Source organism: Hungatella sp. SL.1.14, from assembly GCF_024460495.1.
Taxonomy (GTDB): Bacteria; Bacillota; Clostridia; order Lachnospirales; family Lachnospiraceae; genus Hungatella; species Hungatella hathewayi.
Genome location: NZ_JANFYJ010000010.1, coordinates 121,481 through 139,276 on the forward strand (window position 1 = coordinate 121,481; position 17,796 = coordinate 139,276).

The following is a 17,796-nucleotide window of genomic DNA, read 5'->3' on the forward strand; positions in this document are numbered from 1 at the left end:
TTATCACAAAAAGCGGCCGCAGTATGTTGCATTTGCAACGAACTGCGGCCATTTTTCTATGGTTCCATGTTCTTTTCTGTATTACATTTTCTTCTTTGGCAGCGCTCTTACGCGAGATATTTTTTCAACGCAGCTCTGACCGCTCCCTTACCTGCAATTTCTTCCCGCAGCATCTCCGTAATCGTTTCACCGATCCCTGCTTCATACAGATCGATACCAAAAATATTGCGATTACTGAGAATCGGCCGCAGCTGATCCTGTAAGCTGTCCGGATCTCCAAACACAATTCCTGCCATCTGTGCCTGCAGTTCGGGAATCATCGGATCCGGGGAGAGTTCAAACGGTTTCCCCTCGTCATCCACAGCAAGCAGATAACGAAGCCATCCGGCAATCGCCAGCGGAATCCCTGTCAGTTTTTTAGCACTGCCGTATTTTCGTACGCATGCTTTGATGTTTTCCCCAAACCGGATTCCGACCATCTGCGACGTATCCACTGCGATACGCTGCGGCGTGTCCCCCAGATATGGATTGGAAAAACGCACGTTGATGCACTCGTCAATAAACGCTTTCGGTGAAATGATACCGGGGTCCTCCACAAATTCCATGCCCTCCCGGAGCCCTACCATTTCAGCAAGCTTAACCATCTCCGGATCACGCATCTGATCGGAAAAAAGTGTAAATCCCAGCACACAGCCGTATGGAGCCAGAGCGGTATGGATCGGATTTAAACAGACGGTAACCTTCATCCGTTCCGCCTTATTTACCGTTTCACGGCTGGTCATGTAGACGCCTGCCTTTTCCAGAGGCGGCCTGCCGCCGGGAAAATGGTCTTCCACCACCAGATACTGCGGTTCTTCCGCATTTACAAAGGGTGCAATATAGGTCTGCTTTTGAGTAACAACAATATCCATATCCTCTACACCGGCCTCCTGAAGCATCGTCTTCACGGTCTCTCCCGGCCTCGGCGTGATTTTATCAATCATGGTCCAGGGAAATGCGATCTTCTCTTCATCGCTGATGTAGTTTACAAATTCCTCTTCCACAAATCCCCTGTCTCTCCATTCCTGCCCTATTTCCAGCACTGCGCTGCGAAGCTTGGCCCCGTTCTGAGAACAGTTATCCATAGATACAAGAGCCAGCGGCTTTGCCCCCGCCTGATACCGCTCCAGAAGCATGGCAGCTATCACCGCTATAGCCCCCACGGCCCGTTCCGGACCATGATCGATATCGGCCTGAATGAAGCTGTAATACTGCCCATCCGCACCGCGCAGCGCATAGCCCTTTTCCGTGATTGTAAAGGAGACCATCTGAAGGCTGGGATTTGCAAAGATCTCTTTTAATCGCCTTCTGTCATTCGTCTCATCCGGCAGCCCTTTCAGCGCTTCAGTAAAACAGCCGAATACTCTTTTTTCCGTCGAACCGTCGTTATGTAAGATCACGGACAGACAAAGATTATCGTATGGCTTATAGATGCGGTCGATCGTCTCATAGTCAAATGTCTCCACACAGACGATTCCACGGTCCATCAGTCCGTCTGTGATCAGGCGGTCCGCAATACTGCCTATAAAAATCCTGAATATATTCCCGATACCAAAATGAACCCATACCGGTGCTTCCGTTGTCCGCTGTGCCAGTGTTTCCAAATCATAAGATGGCAGTCCGATTCCCGCCCGGTTCCATACCTGCTTGTCTTTGATTCCTTCTAAGGTAAGTTTCATCAGCATCTCCTTTGGTCTGCATATTTAATCAGTATTCGTTGATCATATGCATAGACCGATCCATATTTTTCATAACAGCACTGTCAAAATTCTTTTTGATCAACTCAGCTTTTTTCATGGCATACTCCGGCTTGTCCCACAAATTGCAAAACTCGTCCGGATCCGTCTCATGGTCATACAGTTCCCCATATTCCATTCCGTGGTAATTGACAATTTTGTATCTCCCATCGTAATACATGGTTGCATAAATATTATCATGCGATCCAAGGAGGCAGTGATAGAATTCTGAATAAACCGAATCCTTATGATGATGGGGATCCGCCTGCCCGGTCAGAATGGGAAGGAGACTTTTCCCCTGCATATAGTACGGTACTTCCTGACCGGTAAGCTCCATCAGCGTTGGAGCCAGATCCACAAGTTCAACCAGCGCATCACTCTTTAAGCCTCTTCTGAACAGAGAAGGGCAGGACAGGATGAGAGGAATATGGACTAAGGCTTCATAGAAATAAGCTCCCTTCCAGTAAAGGCCGTGATCTCCGTTCATCTCACCGTGATCACTCATGAAAATCACGAGCGTGTCTTCTCTTTGCCCCGTCTCTTCGAGGTACTCCATCAGTCGCCCGAACTGGTCATCAATCAGTTCAATCTCCGCATAATAGTCTCGAAAACGCTCCCTTCTGTCTTCATCCGTCAGCGTCGGATACGGCTCTGCCTGGCCATCCTGCCCGCCCTGGAAGTAATCGTTCTGCTGGTGGGGTGGTTTGGTGTCCAGTTCCCCTTCCTTCCACAGAGGCAGCGGCATCTCTTCTATTTTAAGCCTGTCTTTGTACTCCTGCGGCGGGTCCAGCGGCGGATGAGGATCATATGGATTCAGGCTGATCAGCCACGGTTTCCCGCTGCCACGGTTCTGTTCGATAAACTCGATCGCCTTTTCAACACACCAGGTCGTCTGATGGTACTCGGCCGGCACGCCAACGGTTTTGCCTGTAAAATTAGGATTCGGTTTCGGCGGCCAGGTTGCCATACTGGTATATTTTCCCCCATAGATCTCTTCCCAGCGAAGTCCTTTTTCTTTCAGCCAGTTTTGATAATCATTTTCACCGCCCGGCCAGTCGTCGTTGGGATGCTCGCTCCATTGTATGTAACTGTAGCCATCGTCCGTGCGTTTCTCCATCCGCCCCTGTGCAGAGGTCAGATGGAGCTTGCCTGACAGACCACAGACATATCCGGAGTCGGCCAGCAGCTTTGTCACCAGCTTTTCATCTTTGGAATAATTGTCATTGCCGTTATAAAAGGCTTTTGTTGTTCGGGGATATCTTCCGGTTAGAAAACAGGAACGGCTGGGGGTGCAAATCGGCGCCTGCGTATAGGCCCTGGTAAAGGCAACCCCTTCTTCCGCTAATTTATCGATATTCGGTGTATGGATATACGGATTTCCCAGTGCATGAATCGTATCATAGCGCTGCTGATCCGTACAGAACCAAACAATATTTACCGGTTTCTGACTCATTTCTTCATCTCCTTCACTCAGAAACCATAGACCCGATGCATGGAATTGTCCATATTGCAAAGGACGGTATGATCAAAACTCTTTCTTATCAGTTCTGTTTTCAGTGCCTCATATTCCGGTTTATCCCACAAATTATGGAATTCATTCGGATCTGTCTCATGGTCATACAATTCTCCGAATTCTTTTCCATGGTATACAATCAGCTTATATCTCCCATTATAATACATTGTCGCATCAATGTCTTCATGAGTTCCTCTGAGACAGTGATAAAATTCACTGTAAACTGCGTCTTTGAAATGATGGGGATCCGCTTCACCTGTCAGTATATCATAAAAACTCCTGCCCTGCATAAAATAAGGGACTTCCAGTCCGGCCGCTTCCATAAGAGTCGGCGCAATATCTACCAGTTCTACCAGAGCATCACACAGGAATCCCTGTTTAAAGATGGACGGACAGGAAATAATCAGGGGCACATGGACAAGACCTTCATAGAAATAGGCACCTTTCCAGTACAAGCCGTGATCTCCGCTCATTTCCCCGTGATCACTCATGAAAATAATGATCGTGTCTTCACGCAGGCCGGTTTGATCGAGATACGAAAGCAGTCTTCCAAACTGATCATCAATCAGTTCAATTTCCGCGTAGTAATCTCTGAAACGCTCCCGTTTTTCCTCCTCCGTAAGCGATCCTATGGGCTCCGCCTGTCCATCCTGCCCCCCCTGGATCACGTCCTTCTGCTGATGGGGCGGCTTGCCCTCCATCTCTCCGTCTTCCCAGAGAGGCAGCGGCATCTCTTCAACGTTCAGCCGGTCTTTATATTCCTGCGGCGGATCTAACGGAGGATGGGGATCGAAAGGATTCACACTGATCAGCCACGGTTCCCCGGAATTTCTCCTGGTCTCAATAAAATCGATCGTCTTCTCCACACACCATGTCGTCTGATGATACTGTGCGGAAACGCCCACCTGCTTCCCGGAAAACGAGGGATTGGCCTGAGGCGGCCACGTAGCCATTGTCATAAACTTACCGCCGTAGATTTCTTCCCAGTGAACGCCTTTTTCGTTCAGCCAGTTCTGATAATCATTTCCCCCATCCTTCCAGTCATTGTGCGGATGATGACTGTACTGGAAATAGGAATACCCGTCATCGCACCGCTTCTCCACTCTTCCCTCCGCAGACGTCAGATGAAGCTTGCCCACCAGGCCGCACGTATATCCTTCGTCAGACAACAGTTTTGTCACCAGTTTTTCATCCTTTGAGAACTTTTCATTTCCGTTAAAAATCGTTTTCGTCGTTCTGGGATAACGCCCCGTTAAAAAGCAGGCACGGCTTGGCGTACAGATCGGCGCCTGTGTATAAGCCCGGGTAAATGCAACCCCTTCCTTCACCAGCCGGTCAATATTCGGCGTATGTATATAGGGATTGCCAAGGCTGTGAATGGTATCCCACCTCTGCTGGTCTGTACAGAACCAGACAATATTCTTTTTCTTCTTTTCCATATTTACCACCATTTAATAAGTTCTGTCACTTTATTTCGCAGCTCAATAAACTGCGGATCCGCAATATCACGCGGACGCGGAAGTTCATTGATCAGTGTTGTTTTAACCGTAGTCGGCTTGTTTGTCAGAATCATAATTTTATTTCCCAGATAGACCGCTTCCTCGATATTATGTGTGATAAATAATACCGTCGTTTTCGTCATCTGCCAGAGCTTCACCAGTTCATCTTCCAGTCTGAAACGTAGTTCAATATCCAGCTGCCCATACGGCTCATCCATCAGCAGCAGCTCCGGCTCTGTGGCAAATGCTCTGGCAATACTCACCCTCTGAAGCATGCTTGCAGAGAGCTGTTTTGGATAGTATTTCCTGTATTGGCTTAATCCCACGATTTCTAAATACTTTTCCGTCCGCTCTTTCTTTTCCGCATCGGAAAGCGGCTTATACAGCAGACCAAAGCCCACATTTTCCTCTACGGTCAGCCATGGCATTGTTGAATTCCCCTGAAAAATATATGCGATATTCTGCTTTTTCGTATCTACCTTCTGTCCGTCCAATAAGATTTCACCTGACGTAATATCATAAATATTGACCAGGCTGTTCAGAAAGGTCGTTTTTCCACAGCCCGTGGGACCTACTACGCAAAGCAAATCCCCATCCATAACATCAAAAGACACATCATCGAGAACCAGAAGATCCCCAAATTTCTTGGTCAGGTGTCTGACCTGTACCTTTATCTGATCACTCATTTCTAATCCTCCTATCCTCAATTCCCCTGTGAATTATCCAGGATGCCGGTTATTTCCTTACGAAGAGCCAGAAATTTTTCCGAAACCAGATTTCTGGGTCTGGGAAGATCGATGACATATTCCTTCTTTACTGTGGCAGGACAATTGGTGAGAACAATAATTCGATCTGCAAGGTACAGTGCCTCTTCTATATTATTGGTGACGAAAATAACCGTACGTTTTTCCGCACTCCAAATTCTCTGCAGTTCCTCCTGCATCAAATATCTGGTCTGCGCGTCCAGTGCACCAAAAGGTTCATCCATCAGCAATAACTCAGGTTCGTTGCAGTATGCCCTCGCAATTCCGACACGCTGCTTCATACCCCCGGAAAGCTGAACGGGATAGGAATTTTCAAATCCCTGAAGCCCAACCAGATTAATATACTTCTGCGCCCGTTTTTTTCGTTCTTCCTTACTCACCCCCGCTATTTTAGGTCCATATTCGACATTGCCCATGGCTGTCATCCAGGGGAAGAGAGAAATGGACTGAAATACCACTCCTCTGGAGACGTCCGGCCGGTCCACCTTTTTACCGGAAGCGGTTATGTTTCCCCCGGTGGTCTGTTCAAATCCGGCAATCATATTGATAATGGTTGTTTTTCCGCACTGACCTGGTCCAAAAAGAACCAGAAATTCATTTTCTCTGGCGGCAAAATTCAGTCCGCGTACTACTTCGTGTTTCCCCTCCGGCGTATCAAATATTTTACTGACCCCTTTACACTCGATTACCGTATTTATCTTCCGCTCTTGTTCCATCGACACATCACCTCTTCAGCTTTACGCATGATATAAGCCAGCAAAAATCCAACAACGCCAATCATTATGATTCCGGCCAGAATCTGAGTCATATTGTTGTTATCCATACCGGCCTGAATAATCCAGCCAAGGCCATTCTCTGCCTTGATCATCTCGGCAGCCACCACACTTGCCCACGCAGACGATATTCCAACCTGAAGTCCTGCAAAAATAGCCGGAACCGATGCAGGAATGATCACAGTTGTAAAGATCTGCCGTTCCTTTGCCCCAAGCATCCTGGCTGCATTAACAACTTCCGGATCGACATTCATTGCCCCGGTCATTGCATTTAGTGTGGTATTGGCAAATGCAGCTAAGAAAATCAGGAATATTTTAGCCTCCTCGCCAAGGCCAAACCATATAATAGAAATCGGAATCCAGGCAATCGGAGGAATCGGGCGTATAAATCGGAAAATGGGATTGAAAATCGCTCTCGCAAGGAGATATCTTCCCATCAGCAGGCCAAGTATGACACCTGCCAGGGACCCCAGACAGAAGCCGATGAGCACTCTTCTTAAGCTGCTCAGCATATGAATGATAAGGCTGTATTTGCCTACCACCCCGGTACAATATTCTAAGGTTGCCTCCAGCACTACAACGGGGTCAGGCAAAAGCTGTGATAACGCTGTGTGATGCGTGGCAAACCACCATAGAAGCAAAAATGCTCCGATCGAAATAACCGCGCATATGACTGATAATATCTTTTCTTTTGCATTTTCATTCATTCTGCATTCATTCCTTTCGCAACTTTTACTTCAAGCCAGTGCAGAATCGTATCGAATAGTAATCCAACAATTCCGATCATGATCATACCGACAAATACAAGCGCCGGTTTCGAAGCGTACCTGCCCTGCTGAATCATATATCCCAGGCCTACGGAGGATGCCAGGAGCTCCGCTGCAACGAGAGCCATCCATGCCGCTCCCATCGCCACCCGAAGCCCGGTAAATATCATCGGGAGCGCAGTAGGAATCGCTATTTTATATAACTTCTGCAAATTTGAAAATCCGAACACATCTCCAACCCAGAGATGCTCCTGTTTTGTCTGTTTGATTCCGGTATAGCTGTTTACAATGCATGCAACTGATGTACTGAGAAAAATAACAGCGGCCTTTGGCAAAATTCCGATGCCGAAAAGAAGAATAAACATTGGAATCCAGGCGAGCCCCGGAACCGGCCGAATCAGATCAAACAGCGGTCTTACAAAACGGTCTACCCACTTAAACCAGGCCATCAAAATCCCCATCGGGACCCCAAACAGTACTCCCAAAGAGTAACCAAACAACGCAACCTTTAAGCTTCCCATCAGGTGAGTCGGAAGCGTCGCCCCATCCGGTACTTTCGAAGTCATTTTCTGCACAAATGTTTTCGCAACCGTAATCGGTCCGGGAAAGACTGTTTCCTGTTTCAAATGCAGAACATTAATGCAGACATACCAGGCTGCCAGCACAATCAAAACCGTGCAGCAGGAAATAATTGTATATTTGTTCAATTTTTTATTCGTTTTCATCAAACTCTCTCCATTTAAATCAAGCGTATTACTCCTTAAGTTTCTGCAGTTTAATCCTGTCAGTACGCCATCATCCACGGCGGTATTGCAAAGAAATCCCGGCCCTGTTCATGTAAAATTTAATGATCGCAAAAAATTTCAAACTAAAAGGACCGGGATTCTCAAGGATTTATTTCCACGAACAGCGTACCTGCCGGATACACGGATCGTCCGTTTTGCGGCTGCAGCGGAGTATTTGACTACTCAGCTGCCGCCCAACTTTTTATGGAAGTAACAAAACTGTTATCAATACTTGCCTTCACATTCGCTACATCGTCTTCCGTCACCTTTTCATTGGCCAGAAGGAACTCTGCAGCATAATTCATAAAACTTCCCAGCAGATAGTCGCCGCTGTCCACTGTATCCAGTGTAAAATAACTCTTAAGGCTGCACTCGTCAATGACATCCTGCTCCTTATAATCAAGGCCTTCATCTACATACCATTTATACGCTACTGCAACTCTGTTATCCTGATTGTTTAACATATCCTGGCATGCTTTATAGTAGCAGTACAGGAAAAGCTCCACATCCTGCGGCCGATCCTCAGCCACTTCATTCTGGCAATAGACCGCATCAATAATGTCCTGGGGTGACACCTGTGTAAAATCAGAAACCTGTACATAACCGTCGCCTGCAAGAATCGCTGCATACGTAGGATTCACCGCAATCAAATCGCCCTGACCCGATTCAAATGCAGCCAGTGCAGAGGAGTAATCCAGGTTTGTAAACGTAAAAGAATTCGCATCAATGCCAAAATACTGCATGTATGCAATTGCATTCATCTGGGCTGTCGTATTCATCGGCCCAAGAATTACCGCATCCTTTAATACATCTGGGCTGCCATAGACACCATTGGCATCCGCACCAGCCTTGTAAATTGCATCATCCGGCCGGCCGTACAGCGTCTCACCGCTGATCGTCAGGCATCCATCACCAATATACTTATACATACCGGTAGACAATGCATATACAGAAGCCATACCGGATACAGCGATATCACATTCATCGGCTGCCATCGCCTCGTTGACAAGAGTTCCCTGGGAACCAAAGTTTACGATTTCAACATCAAGTCCCACTTCATCGTAATACCCTTCTGCATATGCATACCATGCAGGAAGTCCCACCCAGTTTGCCAAAGTACCGATCACCAGCTTCTCACCTGATGCTTTCGGCATGACCGCCCCCGCAGTCTCCTCCGCCGGCTCTTCTGTATCCCCCGCCGTGGTTTCTTTCGCAGTCTCCGCTGCGGTTGTTGTCTCCGCCGCTTTTTCTGTGGTTTTACTTAAACTCCCGGAACCGCAAGCTGTCATCGCCAGAACCATAGAAGCCGATAATGTTGCCGCCAATACTTTCCTTCCGAATCTAACCATTGTAATCCTCCCTCTCCTTTGGGTTTGTGTGTGTTTACGCATACGTATGCGTTTGCTGCATGGTTAAATTATAGCTCCCGGTAAACTCATTGTCAATATATTTATTCATTTTTGTCATAGTTAATACATTTCATCTGGATTTTTTATGCGAATAGCACAAAGAATTATCGCAGAGTCGTTCCCCTCAATATAAGTTCTGGTCTGATCACAGTATGAATTGGCTCCTGGGCACCATGAATAATCGCGGAACGGAGCATCTCGCAGCCCATGGAGGCAATTCTCTCGTGAAATACATTCACAGTGGTGAGATCCGGCGCAATTTCAGCGATGATGGGCAGACCGCCAACGCCCGAAATCTGTACGTCTTCCGGCACTTTTACCCCCAAATCCCTGCATGCGTTTAAGGCGCCGAGGGCAACCGTATCATTAAATGCCAGAATTGCGCATTTTCTCGATTTAACCGTCTCCTGATTGCTGATTACGCATTCGTATGCAGACTTAACTGACAATTCACTCTGCCAGACAGCATTTTTATCCATGACAACGCCGTGTTCCTTCAGCCCCCGTTTAAATCCTGCCAGTCTGGTTTTCGATTCTGCAGAGGTTTTTACATTGATGTAAATGCTTTTATATTCCGTATATTTTCCGAACAGCTTTCCGATCAGATATCCACTGTATTCGCAGTCCGAGAGGCAGCTGCCATAAGAACCGGCTTTTTCCGCATGAAGCAGATACACACAGGGGACCTTATATTTTTTTATCAGTTCTAAGTCTTTTTTACTGGATTCCATTCGAAAAATGATAAACCCGTCTACTTTCCCGATCTTAATCATTCTTTCGAAGGTGGAAAGACCATTCTGTTTTTCCCCGTCGTAGACGACCATCACATCATAATCATATTTACTCAGTTCCGCCTGTACCAGGTCATATAAATGAGCGAGTCCAAGATTAGAGCTCATGCCGATAAAATGCTTTGGAAACAGGATTCCCACTGTGCCGGTGCGGTTTGTCTTTAAACTTCTCGCCTGACTGTTCAGTACAAAACCGTACTCTTCCGCTTTCTTCTGAATAAACTCACGCCGTTCTGCGGATATCTGGCTGCTGTTGTTTAACGCTCTCGATATGGTGGATTGTGAAACCCCTATTATTTCAGCGAATTCTTTTGATGTCACGTAATTGACCTCCTAATGATAATAAATACTGCTGATCACTGACACATATGGTCTGTCTGGTTCTTTTGTTAGAATTATATCACTGTTTTACTATTTTTCATAGTCCTAAGTGCATACGTATGAATCATGCGTACCATAAACACGTTACCGTTCACTCCCCACCCGGGGCTCCGCAGGCTGGCCTGTCTCTGCCGCCGCCCTCTCCGCTTCCTGTGACTTTGCAGGGCATTAGCAATTCTTAACGTGCAGAATTTTTCGTTCAGGGAAAATGCCCACCTGGCTGAACGCTGAGAGCTGCAAAAAATCACTTATTTCCGGATTTCAGTCAGAAATAAGTGATTTTCTGCATGGCTGCTACTGTCTGTTTCTCCCCTACTGCTTGTTTCAATCCACGCTCGGTATATTATCGAAGTTCGACTGCATCCTACATAGATGTGTTGTTGACCTCATGACAGTGGGGGATACCGATTACTCTCCGCCCATCACTGCCGTTAAGTTTGGTCTTGGCAATTCATCGCACCACCTTAGAGGATGGGAGAATCCTTGCTAATATTTATTGAACATTTCCATTCCTCATACCATTTTCTTACAAGACCGGCATCTTCCTCACAAATAATTGCGGCTTCTTCTATACTCATACCTCGCTTAAATAGATTTATCGCAGCTTTACGAAGTCCAGCCTTAAGACCTTCCTTCAATCCCATTTCTAATCCATCCTTCATTCCCTCTTCCCTGCTCGCTTCCTTCTCACTCGCGATATGTCTCTGCTCATCATATTCTGTCAGCAGCACCTCAAACACCTCCGCTCTGTGTGATGACAAAAATTCCGCCAGTATCCCATCCCGGATGCAGGAATCAATCACTTCTCCAATTGCCTCCAGGAGATCTGCTCCTGCTTTCGTCCTATCTCTGATTCGGGCCACGAATTCCGCGTATTCTTTCAAAGCAGAACACTGCTCCATCAGACCTTTATTGTGCCCCCAGTTAATGTTCACCATAATAGCTTTAAATTCCATACACGGTTCCAATTCCGGATGAAGCGAGGAAAATGCATTGGACAACTTCATCTCTACATAGTCCGGCTCTTCTTTCAAGCCATTATAGAATACATAAAATTGAGGAACAGGAAGGGTAATCAGGCGGCTTCCATACAGATTCAGCCCCTTCTGTTCAATATACTTTCTGTACTCCTCTACGATATAGAAAGCTCCACGAACCGGCATACTATTCCGCCGAACGGAGGTGAGGGGGACTATCCAGCTGGATTCCAGGTAGACTGATGTTCCCACAAATTCAAAACATCGTCAATTATTTCAATCCACATTTTGAACCCATATATCATTCAAAATGACACGGCAGCTTTGCTGCCTTTTATCCGGTGTCGGATAGTCTTGACCTCATGTCAGTGGGGGATATATGCCCACCACTGCCGTTAAGTTTGTTTTTGGCGATTCAGCCCTCCACCTGTAGAGGTGGGGGAATCCTCGCTTATTTTGTTAAAAATGCAAGGTCATTCTTCATCTTCATATAAATGACATCATCAAGCGTATGAATCTCCAAATCTTCAGGATTCGTATACTCAGAATGGCTGACAGCATTATACAAAGATAGCAACTCCTCTTTCCGGTTAAATACCATGCGAAATAATCTGTCTTTATACTTTTTATTAACTTTTACCACGTTTATACCTCCATTATACTCAAACAGTTAGTACTTTACAACAGATTTTTGCAATCATTTCATAGACAGACCACTCCTTCCGCTTACCTATTTCCAAACACTTGTGAATGCTTTGGCAGACATGCCGTGATGCCATATATATGACATAAGAACTCGTAACGCATAAGAAAATGCGTACTTGGAATATAACATGGTATTTACAAAAAAACAATACGAAAACTGTATGAATGCCCCTACCTGACGTCCCCTGTGTTACTGCTCACTCCCCTGTTACCGTTGATGGCCAGTCCGACGCCAACAAAAAGACCGACCGTATTTGAATGTCTCTCACCCAAACGACAGTCAGTCCTTTTTCTCCCTGTAAAGCAATCCATTTTCACTCTCATTTTGAATCACCCAGGAATTTTTTTCTTCATCCCGCCGTTCTCACGGCTTCCCTTACCGCTGTCCTGCACATAAATACTGTCCCAAACTGCACCAGTGTCAACAGCAGCAGACTAAATATCTGGGCCTTCAGCGTGGCCCCAGATACCGTATTAATAAACGCAAATGCTCCGAGGCCGATACACCGCCCGGCAACCACGAATATCTCGTGAAACGCCAGAAGCTCCGGCGAAAAATCTTCGATCGACTTCACGCTCTGTGAAACATCGAAAAACGTAGTATAACAGGAGATCTCAACCATACCGGCCAGGAACGCATTCACCACCGCAAACAGAATCACCATGGCCGGATTCAGGAACCAGTAGCAGACAATCGTAATTCCAGTCAGACCGATAACAGCCAGAAGCATGAATCTACGCCGGTTGTCCGGCCGGAAGGTATGGCTCATAAACCAGAAGGACACGATCGACACAAGACCTGTCAGCAGAGAATTACAGCCAATCAGGAACTCGCTCTTAATGAGCTGATACAGAATAATGTTCAGAATGAACATAAAGGTTCCTTCCCTTATCCCCTTTAAAGTCTCCCCCAGCAGTCCATAGAAAATCTGGCGATTTTCACCCATCAGCCGGAGAAATGCCCCATACCGCACGTTTTTCTTCTCCTTCTCTGGCGCTCCGGGCAGTTTAAACACAGCAGCCATAGCAAGAAATGCAACGGCAAAAGCCAGTATAAATATCGCCACATACCCTTTCACACCGCCGATTGCAGACAATATACTGCCGGCCAGAAACGGTACGGTTAAGTTTACTCCCGCGCTCAGCGTGCTGATGATCCCCATCCCGCTGTCGCGGTTGGTGACATCTGTATAATCCAGAATCATTTGACCATAGCTGATATAGTAAAAGCCGTCTGCCATACCATTAAAAAGTCCAAAAAGCATGTAGTAAGTCCCCACATAGGGCTGAAACAGGATATAGCAGAGATAAAGGATATTATAACCGATGATTCCAACCGTGGCCGTCACACGGCAGCCCGTCTTGTGCATGATCTGCGCTGAGAAGGACATCGTCAGCGCGCACGCGGCGAAGATCGCTCCGTTATAAAACAGGGTGGAGTTTACATCTCCGGTCTGATTCATCAGAAGAGTATTGATAAAAATAGCGGGAATCCTCGTAAAGATCAGGAAAAGTGTATGCACCAGCAAAAACAGATAATAATTGCGGCTGAGCATTGTTCCTCCGAGAATACACTTTATTTTCCAGTTAATACTGCTTTTACTTCTCATCGGCCGCCCGGTCACATTTTCACGCGGATCCCCGGGCTCAGCCTCAAAAGTATCCCCAGATGCGTTTTCAACTACATTTCCAGTCACATTTCCAACCTCACTTAACCTTTCGGTTATTGTTCACTCACTCGCTCTGTTCACGAGTTTCCGTGACTATCAAGAACAGCCGCGCGCTCTTCGGAGCCAGACTGACCGTTAAACAGTTTCCATTGACAGTAAATGCGGTCTCCTTCTTTTCCGGATAGATGCAGGAAACCTCGGCTGCCGCACCGGAATTCCCTTTTAAGGGAATCTCAAATGATTTCTCCCCTTCGCCGCCGGTTCTCCAGACAGCCAGATACATTTTTCCGCCGTTTACCAGGCCATAGCTTATGTATTCGTCGGACATGGAGGCAAGGCCGGTCGGCCAGCAGGGTATCCCTTCCCGGATATCTTCCCGGATCTTCTTATAGCAGGCGATCCCCTCCCGCACATACTGCATTCGCTGCTCTCCAATCTGTCCTAAATAACCGCTCTGGTGAATCCGGAACAGCATGGCGTTTACCATGTTGAAGATCGTCTCCTCCCCGGTTCCTTCCACCAGCGGATAGGACCAGATTGCCGCCTGCTCCGGCGTGCATGCAGTCGCACAGTTTGCCGCGATCGCCGCCATTTTGATGTAATCCGTCTGGTCGGTTACAGACTGGATGCTCTGGCGTGCCAGCATGGAATATTCCATTCTCATGCCGCCGCTGCTGCAGTTCTCAATAATCAGGTCCGGATACGTCTCAAAAATCTCATCCAGCCAGTTCAAATACGCCCTGGTATGGGAAAGCAGTCCTTCACCTGCGGAATCCGCATGGTAATCGGTTCCAACGCCGGTGTCGATATTATAATCCATCTTGATATAGCCAACGCCGTATTCCTCCACCAGCCGCTTTATAACTCCTGTGGCATAGTCCCGCACCTCTTTATTTCTGAAATCCAGCTGATACCTGCAGTGGTCGATTATGGGGCGGCCGTTTCTCTGAAAGAACCAGTCCTTACTGACCTGGGAAGCCATAGGACAATTGATTCCCATCACCTCCAGTTCCAGCCAGAGTCCCGGAACCATACCTTTATCCCGGATATATCGAATCACTTCCCCGATTCCTCCCGGGAAACGTCTGTCGCTGGGCAGCCACTCTCCGACTCCATCCCACCAGTGCCCGTCGGAATACCAGCCGCAGTCAACGCAGAAATACTCGCATCCCGATTCCGCGGCCGCATCGATCAATGGCTTTAAGACCTCTGTCGTCGGATCCCCCATCAGACAGTTCATATAGTCGTTAAAGATAACCGGAAGTTTCTCGTTGTCTTCATTTTTCCTGCGGATTCTGCGCCTGTACTTCGTCAGCTCCGCGACCGCCTCCTGAAATTCACCTTTTGCCGCCGATACCGCGCACGGTACCGAGAGAAAGTGTTCATCCGGTTTCAGGATTTTCAGAAATCCATTTTCCTGGTACGTCGGTCCCCCAGCCTGGACATAAAGCGTCCCCCGGATGTCGCTGATCTCCCAATGCCACGATCCGCTCGTCTCAATCTGCCACATCAGGGACTGATCCAGTTCCGTATTGTAATAGCAGCCCATGGGCAGATGCTCCACACACGCCCAGCTTCCCGTGTTGGTGACCGCAATCCGTTTCATGGAAAAAGAGTTTACCGCATCATATCCCAACTCATTTAATGTATATTTCTTCCACTGCGCCTCTCCAAACCAGGTATTATGCGGGATATAGAGAAGTCCTGTTTTGTCTCTCGGCCCCTTTGTCTGCTCCGTGATCCCGGTCAATGCAAAGGAAGATACATACTCCAGAGCGTACTCCTCCCCAGAATGGTTCACGACCTCATTGACAAATTTAACCGTCTGAATTCCGTCGTAGAACTGGATATGAGTAATCAGCTCCAGTCCATTGTATTTCTGGATCACTTCCAGTTTTCTTCCGTAAGCATTCCGGTAATCCCGGTGACTCTCATACGTCATAAGCAGAGACGGGCTGCTGCCTGTGTGTTTCAGACCATGATGGTCATTCTGATTGAAACCGCTGGCCTGAAGTTCCGCCAGAGTGTACACAGAGGCGTCATTATCTCCGATCTCCATCTCCTGGGGATGAGAAGAAAAATGCAGCAGCCTGGCCGCTTCTCCCTTTTTCAGCCCCAGATTTAAGTAAATTCCATTTTCAGCAATATTCATGTCTAATTTTCTCCTTCAAACCCATTTTCTCCTGCAAATCATTTTCCCTGCAAGCCATTTTCCCAGCAAATCATTTACCCTTTAATACCGGTTTGCGCAATCCCTTCAATAAACTGTTTCTGGCACGCAATGTATAACAGCAGCATGGGAACCGTGGCGATCACGCTGCCCGCCATCAATGCGCCCTTATTGTTGTTGCAGATTCCCTGCAGGACAGTCAGTCCGGGCGCCAGAGGCATCCGGTTTAAATCATTATTGGCGATAAGCGGCCACATTAAGTCCTTCCATGCAAACAGAGCGGTAAAAATCGCCAGCGATGCCAGACTGGACCGGGTCACCGGCACCATGATCTTTGTAAACACCTGCCATGGATTACACCCGTCAATCACGGCGGCCTCCTCCAGCTCTTTTGGCAGCGCCATATACTGCTGGCGCAGAAGGAACGTGCCAAACGCGCTGACCAGGGCCGGGAATATCAGTGCAAACACCGTGTTTAACAGCCTGATCTTCGAGAGCATCATATACTGAGGTACAATAAAGATCTGTCCCGGAACCATCATCTGCATCAGCACCAATGTAAACAACAGCCTTTTAAACGGAAATTCCATCCTGGCAAATCCATACCCTGCCATACTGGAAAATATGACCGCGCAGATCACACGTCCCAAAATCATCAGTATCGTATTCAGATACAGACGCAGAAACGGAACCGCCTCCAGTGCCTGCCTATAATTTTCCAGATATCCAAAGCTTCCGGGAAGAATCTTCATGGGAATGGACATCTGTTCTCCAACCGTTTTAAAGGAAGATAAAATCATCCAGATAAATGGAAACAGCATCACAATACTGCCCAGAATCAGAAGAAGATGGGTTACCACGTGTTTTTTACTATTGTTTGCTTCCACTTTACTCCCCCCCTATTCGTAATGTACGATTTTCTTCTGCGCCACAAACTGAAGCCCGGTAAAAATCAGAATCAGACACAGCGCAACAATCGAAATTGCCGATGCATACGGCTTATCCTGTACGACAAACGCCTGCCTGTAGTACTGGTACATGATCGTCCTGACCGAGTCCATGGCTTTTGACGTGTTGGCATTATAGAGCATGTAAATCAAGTCAAACTGTGTCAGTGAGCCGATAAAGCCCGTTATGGTCAGGAAGAAAACGTTGGGTGAAATGAGCGGAACGGTAATCTTAAACAGCTTCACAAAACCACCCGCCCCGTCGATTTCCGCCGCCTCATAGTAGACTCTCGGCACATTGGTGATGGCCACGATCAGAATGATAATCTGCTGCCCCAGACCGCCCCATATGGCGATAATAATCACCGACATCAGCGCATATTTCGGATCGTGCAGCCAGGAATGTGTCGCGCCGCCCAGACTCTTGATCACATAATTCAAAAAGCCGAATTCCGAGTTGTAAAGCCAGGCCCATACCATGGTGACGGCCGCAGGTGCAGCCACCATGGGAGTAAAATAAATAACCCGGTAAACGCTTCTTCCCCTGATCTCCCTGCTCATGAGCCATGCCAGAAGCAGACTGATAAAGATACCGCCCGGTACGGAAACAGCGGAGAAAATAAGCGTGTTTCTAAGTCCGATCCAGACCTCCCGGTCCTTTAAGACCCGTGCGAAATTATTCAGACCGCTGAACACATACTCTTCAAAACCTGTGCTGGTTGAAAAGCTCAGCAAAAGTGTTTTGAAGATCGGATAGATATTGAGAATCAATAATCCTATGATTGTCGGCGCGACAAAGAAGTAGCCCCATAGATAGTTTTTATATTTTCGTTTATTCATGTTGCCTCCCCCTGAGAAAGAAAGGGCTGC

General features: G+C 47.3%; 15 protein-coding genes. All 15 read right to left on the minus strand.

What is annotated here, in order from left to right; genetic code table 11:
* Nucleotides 1-107: 107 nt before the first annotated feature.
* Nucleotides 108-1,718, minus strand: coding sequence for a mannitol dehydrogenase family protein (locus tag NE473_RS12890; protein WP_055649063.1), 1,611 nt, complete (start codon nt 1,716-1,718; stop codon nt 108-110).
* 28 nt (nt 1,719-1,746) lie between these two features.
* Nucleotides 1,747-3,228: a sulfatase family protein gene (locus NE473_RS12895; protein WP_006774575.1), complete on the minus strand. Its 1,482-nt coding sequence runs from the start codon at nt 3,226-3,228 to the stop codon at nt 1,747-1,749.
* A 17-nt stretch (nt 3,229-3,245) separates the two neighbouring features.
* The gene (locus NE473_RS12900) at nt 3,246-4,727 is read right to left on the minus strand and encodes a sulfatase family protein (protein WP_055649062.1); all 1,482 of its coding nucleotides are present in this window, start codon (nt 4,725-4,727) and stop codon (nt 3,246-3,248) included.
* 2 nt (nt 4,728-4,729) lie between these two features.
* Nucleotides 4,730-5,473 (minus strand): ABC transporter ATP-binding protein, encoded by a 744-nt coding sequence (locus NE473_RS12905; RefSeq protein WP_022032243.1) that lies wholly within the window; start codon nt 5,471-5,473, stop codon nt 4,730-4,732.
* Nucleotides 5,474-5,490: 17 nt separating this feature from the next.
* Nucleotides 5,491-6,267 carry an ABC transporter ATP-binding protein gene (locus tag NE473_RS12910; RefSeq protein WP_006774578.1) on the minus strand — a complete coding sequence of 259 codons (777 nt, stop codon included), beginning with the start codon at nt 6,265-6,267 and terminating at the stop codon, nt 5,491-5,493.
* A complete protein-coding gene (locus tag NE473_RS12915) occupies nt 6,246-7,031 on the minus strand; it encodes an ABC transporter permease (RefSeq protein ID WP_006774579.1) in 786 nt (261 codons plus the stop codon). The genes NE473_RS12910 and NE473_RS12915 overlap by 22 nt, the downstream gene beginning before the upstream one ends.
* On the minus strand, nt 7,028-7,816 hold the full coding sequence (locus NE473_RS12920) for an ABC transporter permease (protein ID WP_006774580.1): 789 nt from the start codon (nt 7,814-7,816) through the stop codon (nt 7,028-7,030). The genes NE473_RS12915 and NE473_RS12920 overlap by 4 nt, the downstream gene beginning before the upstream one ends.
* A gap of 239 nt (nt 7,817-8,055) precedes the next feature.
* Nucleotides 8,056-9,225, minus strand: a complete 1,170-nt coding sequence (locus tag NE473_RS12925; protein WP_055649061.1) for an ABC transporter substrate-binding protein — start codon at nt 9,223-9,225, stop codon at nt 8,056-8,058.
* Nucleotides 9,226-9,389: 164 nt separating this feature from the next.
* Complete coding sequence (locus NE473_RS12930) at nt 9,390-10,397, minus strand: LacI family DNA-binding transcriptional regulator (RefSeq protein ID WP_055649060.1); 1,008 nt, start codon at nt 10,395-10,397, stop codon at nt 9,390-9,392.
* Between the two features lie 524 nt (nt 10,398-10,921).
* Nucleotides 10,922-11,620, minus strand: a complete 699-nt coding sequence (locus tag NE473_RS12935) for a hypothetical protein (protein WP_242866053.1) — start codon at nt 11,618-11,620, stop codon at nt 10,922-10,924.
* A gap of 265 nt (nt 11,621-11,885) precedes the next feature.
* The gene (locus NE473_RS12940; RefSeq protein WP_055649059.1) at nt 11,886-12,077 is read right to left on the minus strand and encodes a hypothetical protein; all 192 of its coding nucleotides are present in this window, start codon (nt 12,075-12,077) and stop codon (nt 11,886-11,888) included.
* Between the two features lie 412 nt (nt 12,078-12,489).
* Entirely contained in the window at nt 12,490-13,836 is a 1,347-nt protein-coding gene (locus tag NE473_RS12945; RefSeq protein ID WP_081034794.1) for an MFS transporter, read from the minus strand.
* A gap of 37 nt (nt 13,837-13,873) precedes the next feature.
* Nucleotides 13,874-15,961 carry a glycoside hydrolase family 36 protein gene (locus NE473_RS12950; RefSeq protein WP_055649058.1) on the minus strand — a complete coding sequence of 696 codons (2,088 nt, stop codon included), beginning with the start codon at nt 15,959-15,961 and terminating at the stop codon, nt 13,874-13,876.
* A gap of 74 nt (nt 15,962-16,035) precedes the next feature.
* Nucleotides 16,036-16,866 carry a carbohydrate ABC transporter permease gene (locus NE473_RS12955; RefSeq protein ID WP_022031527.1) on the minus strand — a complete coding sequence of 277 codons (831 nt, stop codon included), beginning with the start codon at nt 16,864-16,866 and terminating at the stop codon, nt 16,036-16,038.
* 12 nt (nt 16,867-16,878) lie between these two features.
* The gene (locus NE473_RS12960) at nt 16,879-17,766 is read right to left on the minus strand and encodes a carbohydrate ABC transporter permease (protein ID WP_055649057.1); all 888 of its coding nucleotides are present in this window, start codon (nt 17,764-17,766) and stop codon (nt 16,879-16,881) included.
* Nucleotides 17,767-17,796: the final 30 nt, after the last annotated feature.

What these genes read in the sequence shown, in the direction of transcription:
- NE473_RS12900 (WP_055649062.1), bottom strand. Translation starts at nt 4,727, where the DNA reads ATGGAAAAGAAGAAAAAGAATATTGTCTGGTTCTGTACAGACCAGCAG.
- NE473_RS12905 (WP_022032243.1), bottom strand. Translation starts at nt 5,473, where the DNA reads ATGAGTGATCAGATAAAGGTACAGGTCAGACACCTGACCAAGAAATTT.
- NE473_RS12935 (WP_242866053.1), bottom strand. Translation starts at nt 11,620, where the DNA reads ATGCCGGTTCGTGGAGCTTTCTATATCGTAGAGGAGTACAGAAAGTAT.
- NE473_RS12915 (WP_006774579.1), bottom strand. Translation starts at nt 7,031, where the DNA reads ATGAATGAAAATGCAAAAGAAAAGATATTATCAGTCATATGCGCGGTT.
- NE473_RS12925 (WP_055649061.1), bottom strand. Translation starts at nt 9,225, where the DNA reads ATGGTTAGATTCGGAAGGAAAGTATTGGCGGCAACATTATCGGCTTCT.
- NE473_RS12960 (WP_055649057.1), bottom strand. Translation starts at nt 17,766, where the DNA reads ATGAATAAACGAAAATATAAAAACTATCTATGGGGCTACTTCTTTGTC.
- NE473_RS12920 (WP_006774580.1), bottom strand. Translation starts at nt 7,816, where the DNA reads ATGAAAACGAATAAAAAATTGAACAAATATACAATTATTTCCTGCTGC.
- NE473_RS12950 (WP_055649058.1), bottom strand. Translation starts at nt 15,961, where the DNA reads ATGAATATTGCTGAAAATGGAATTTACTTAAATCTGGGGCTGAAAAAG.
- NE473_RS12895 (WP_006774575.1), bottom strand. Translation starts at nt 3,228, where the DNA reads ATGAGTCAGAAACCGGTAAATATTGTTTGGTTCTGTACGGATCAGCAG.
- NE473_RS12910 (WP_006774578.1), bottom strand. Translation starts at nt 6,267, where the DNA reads ATGGAACAAGAGCGGAAGATAAATACGGTAATCGAGTGTAAAGGGGTC.
- NE473_RS12890 (WP_055649063.1), bottom strand. Translation starts at nt 1,718, where the DNA reads ATGAAACTTACCTTAGAAGGAATCAAAGACAAGCAGGTATGGAACCGG.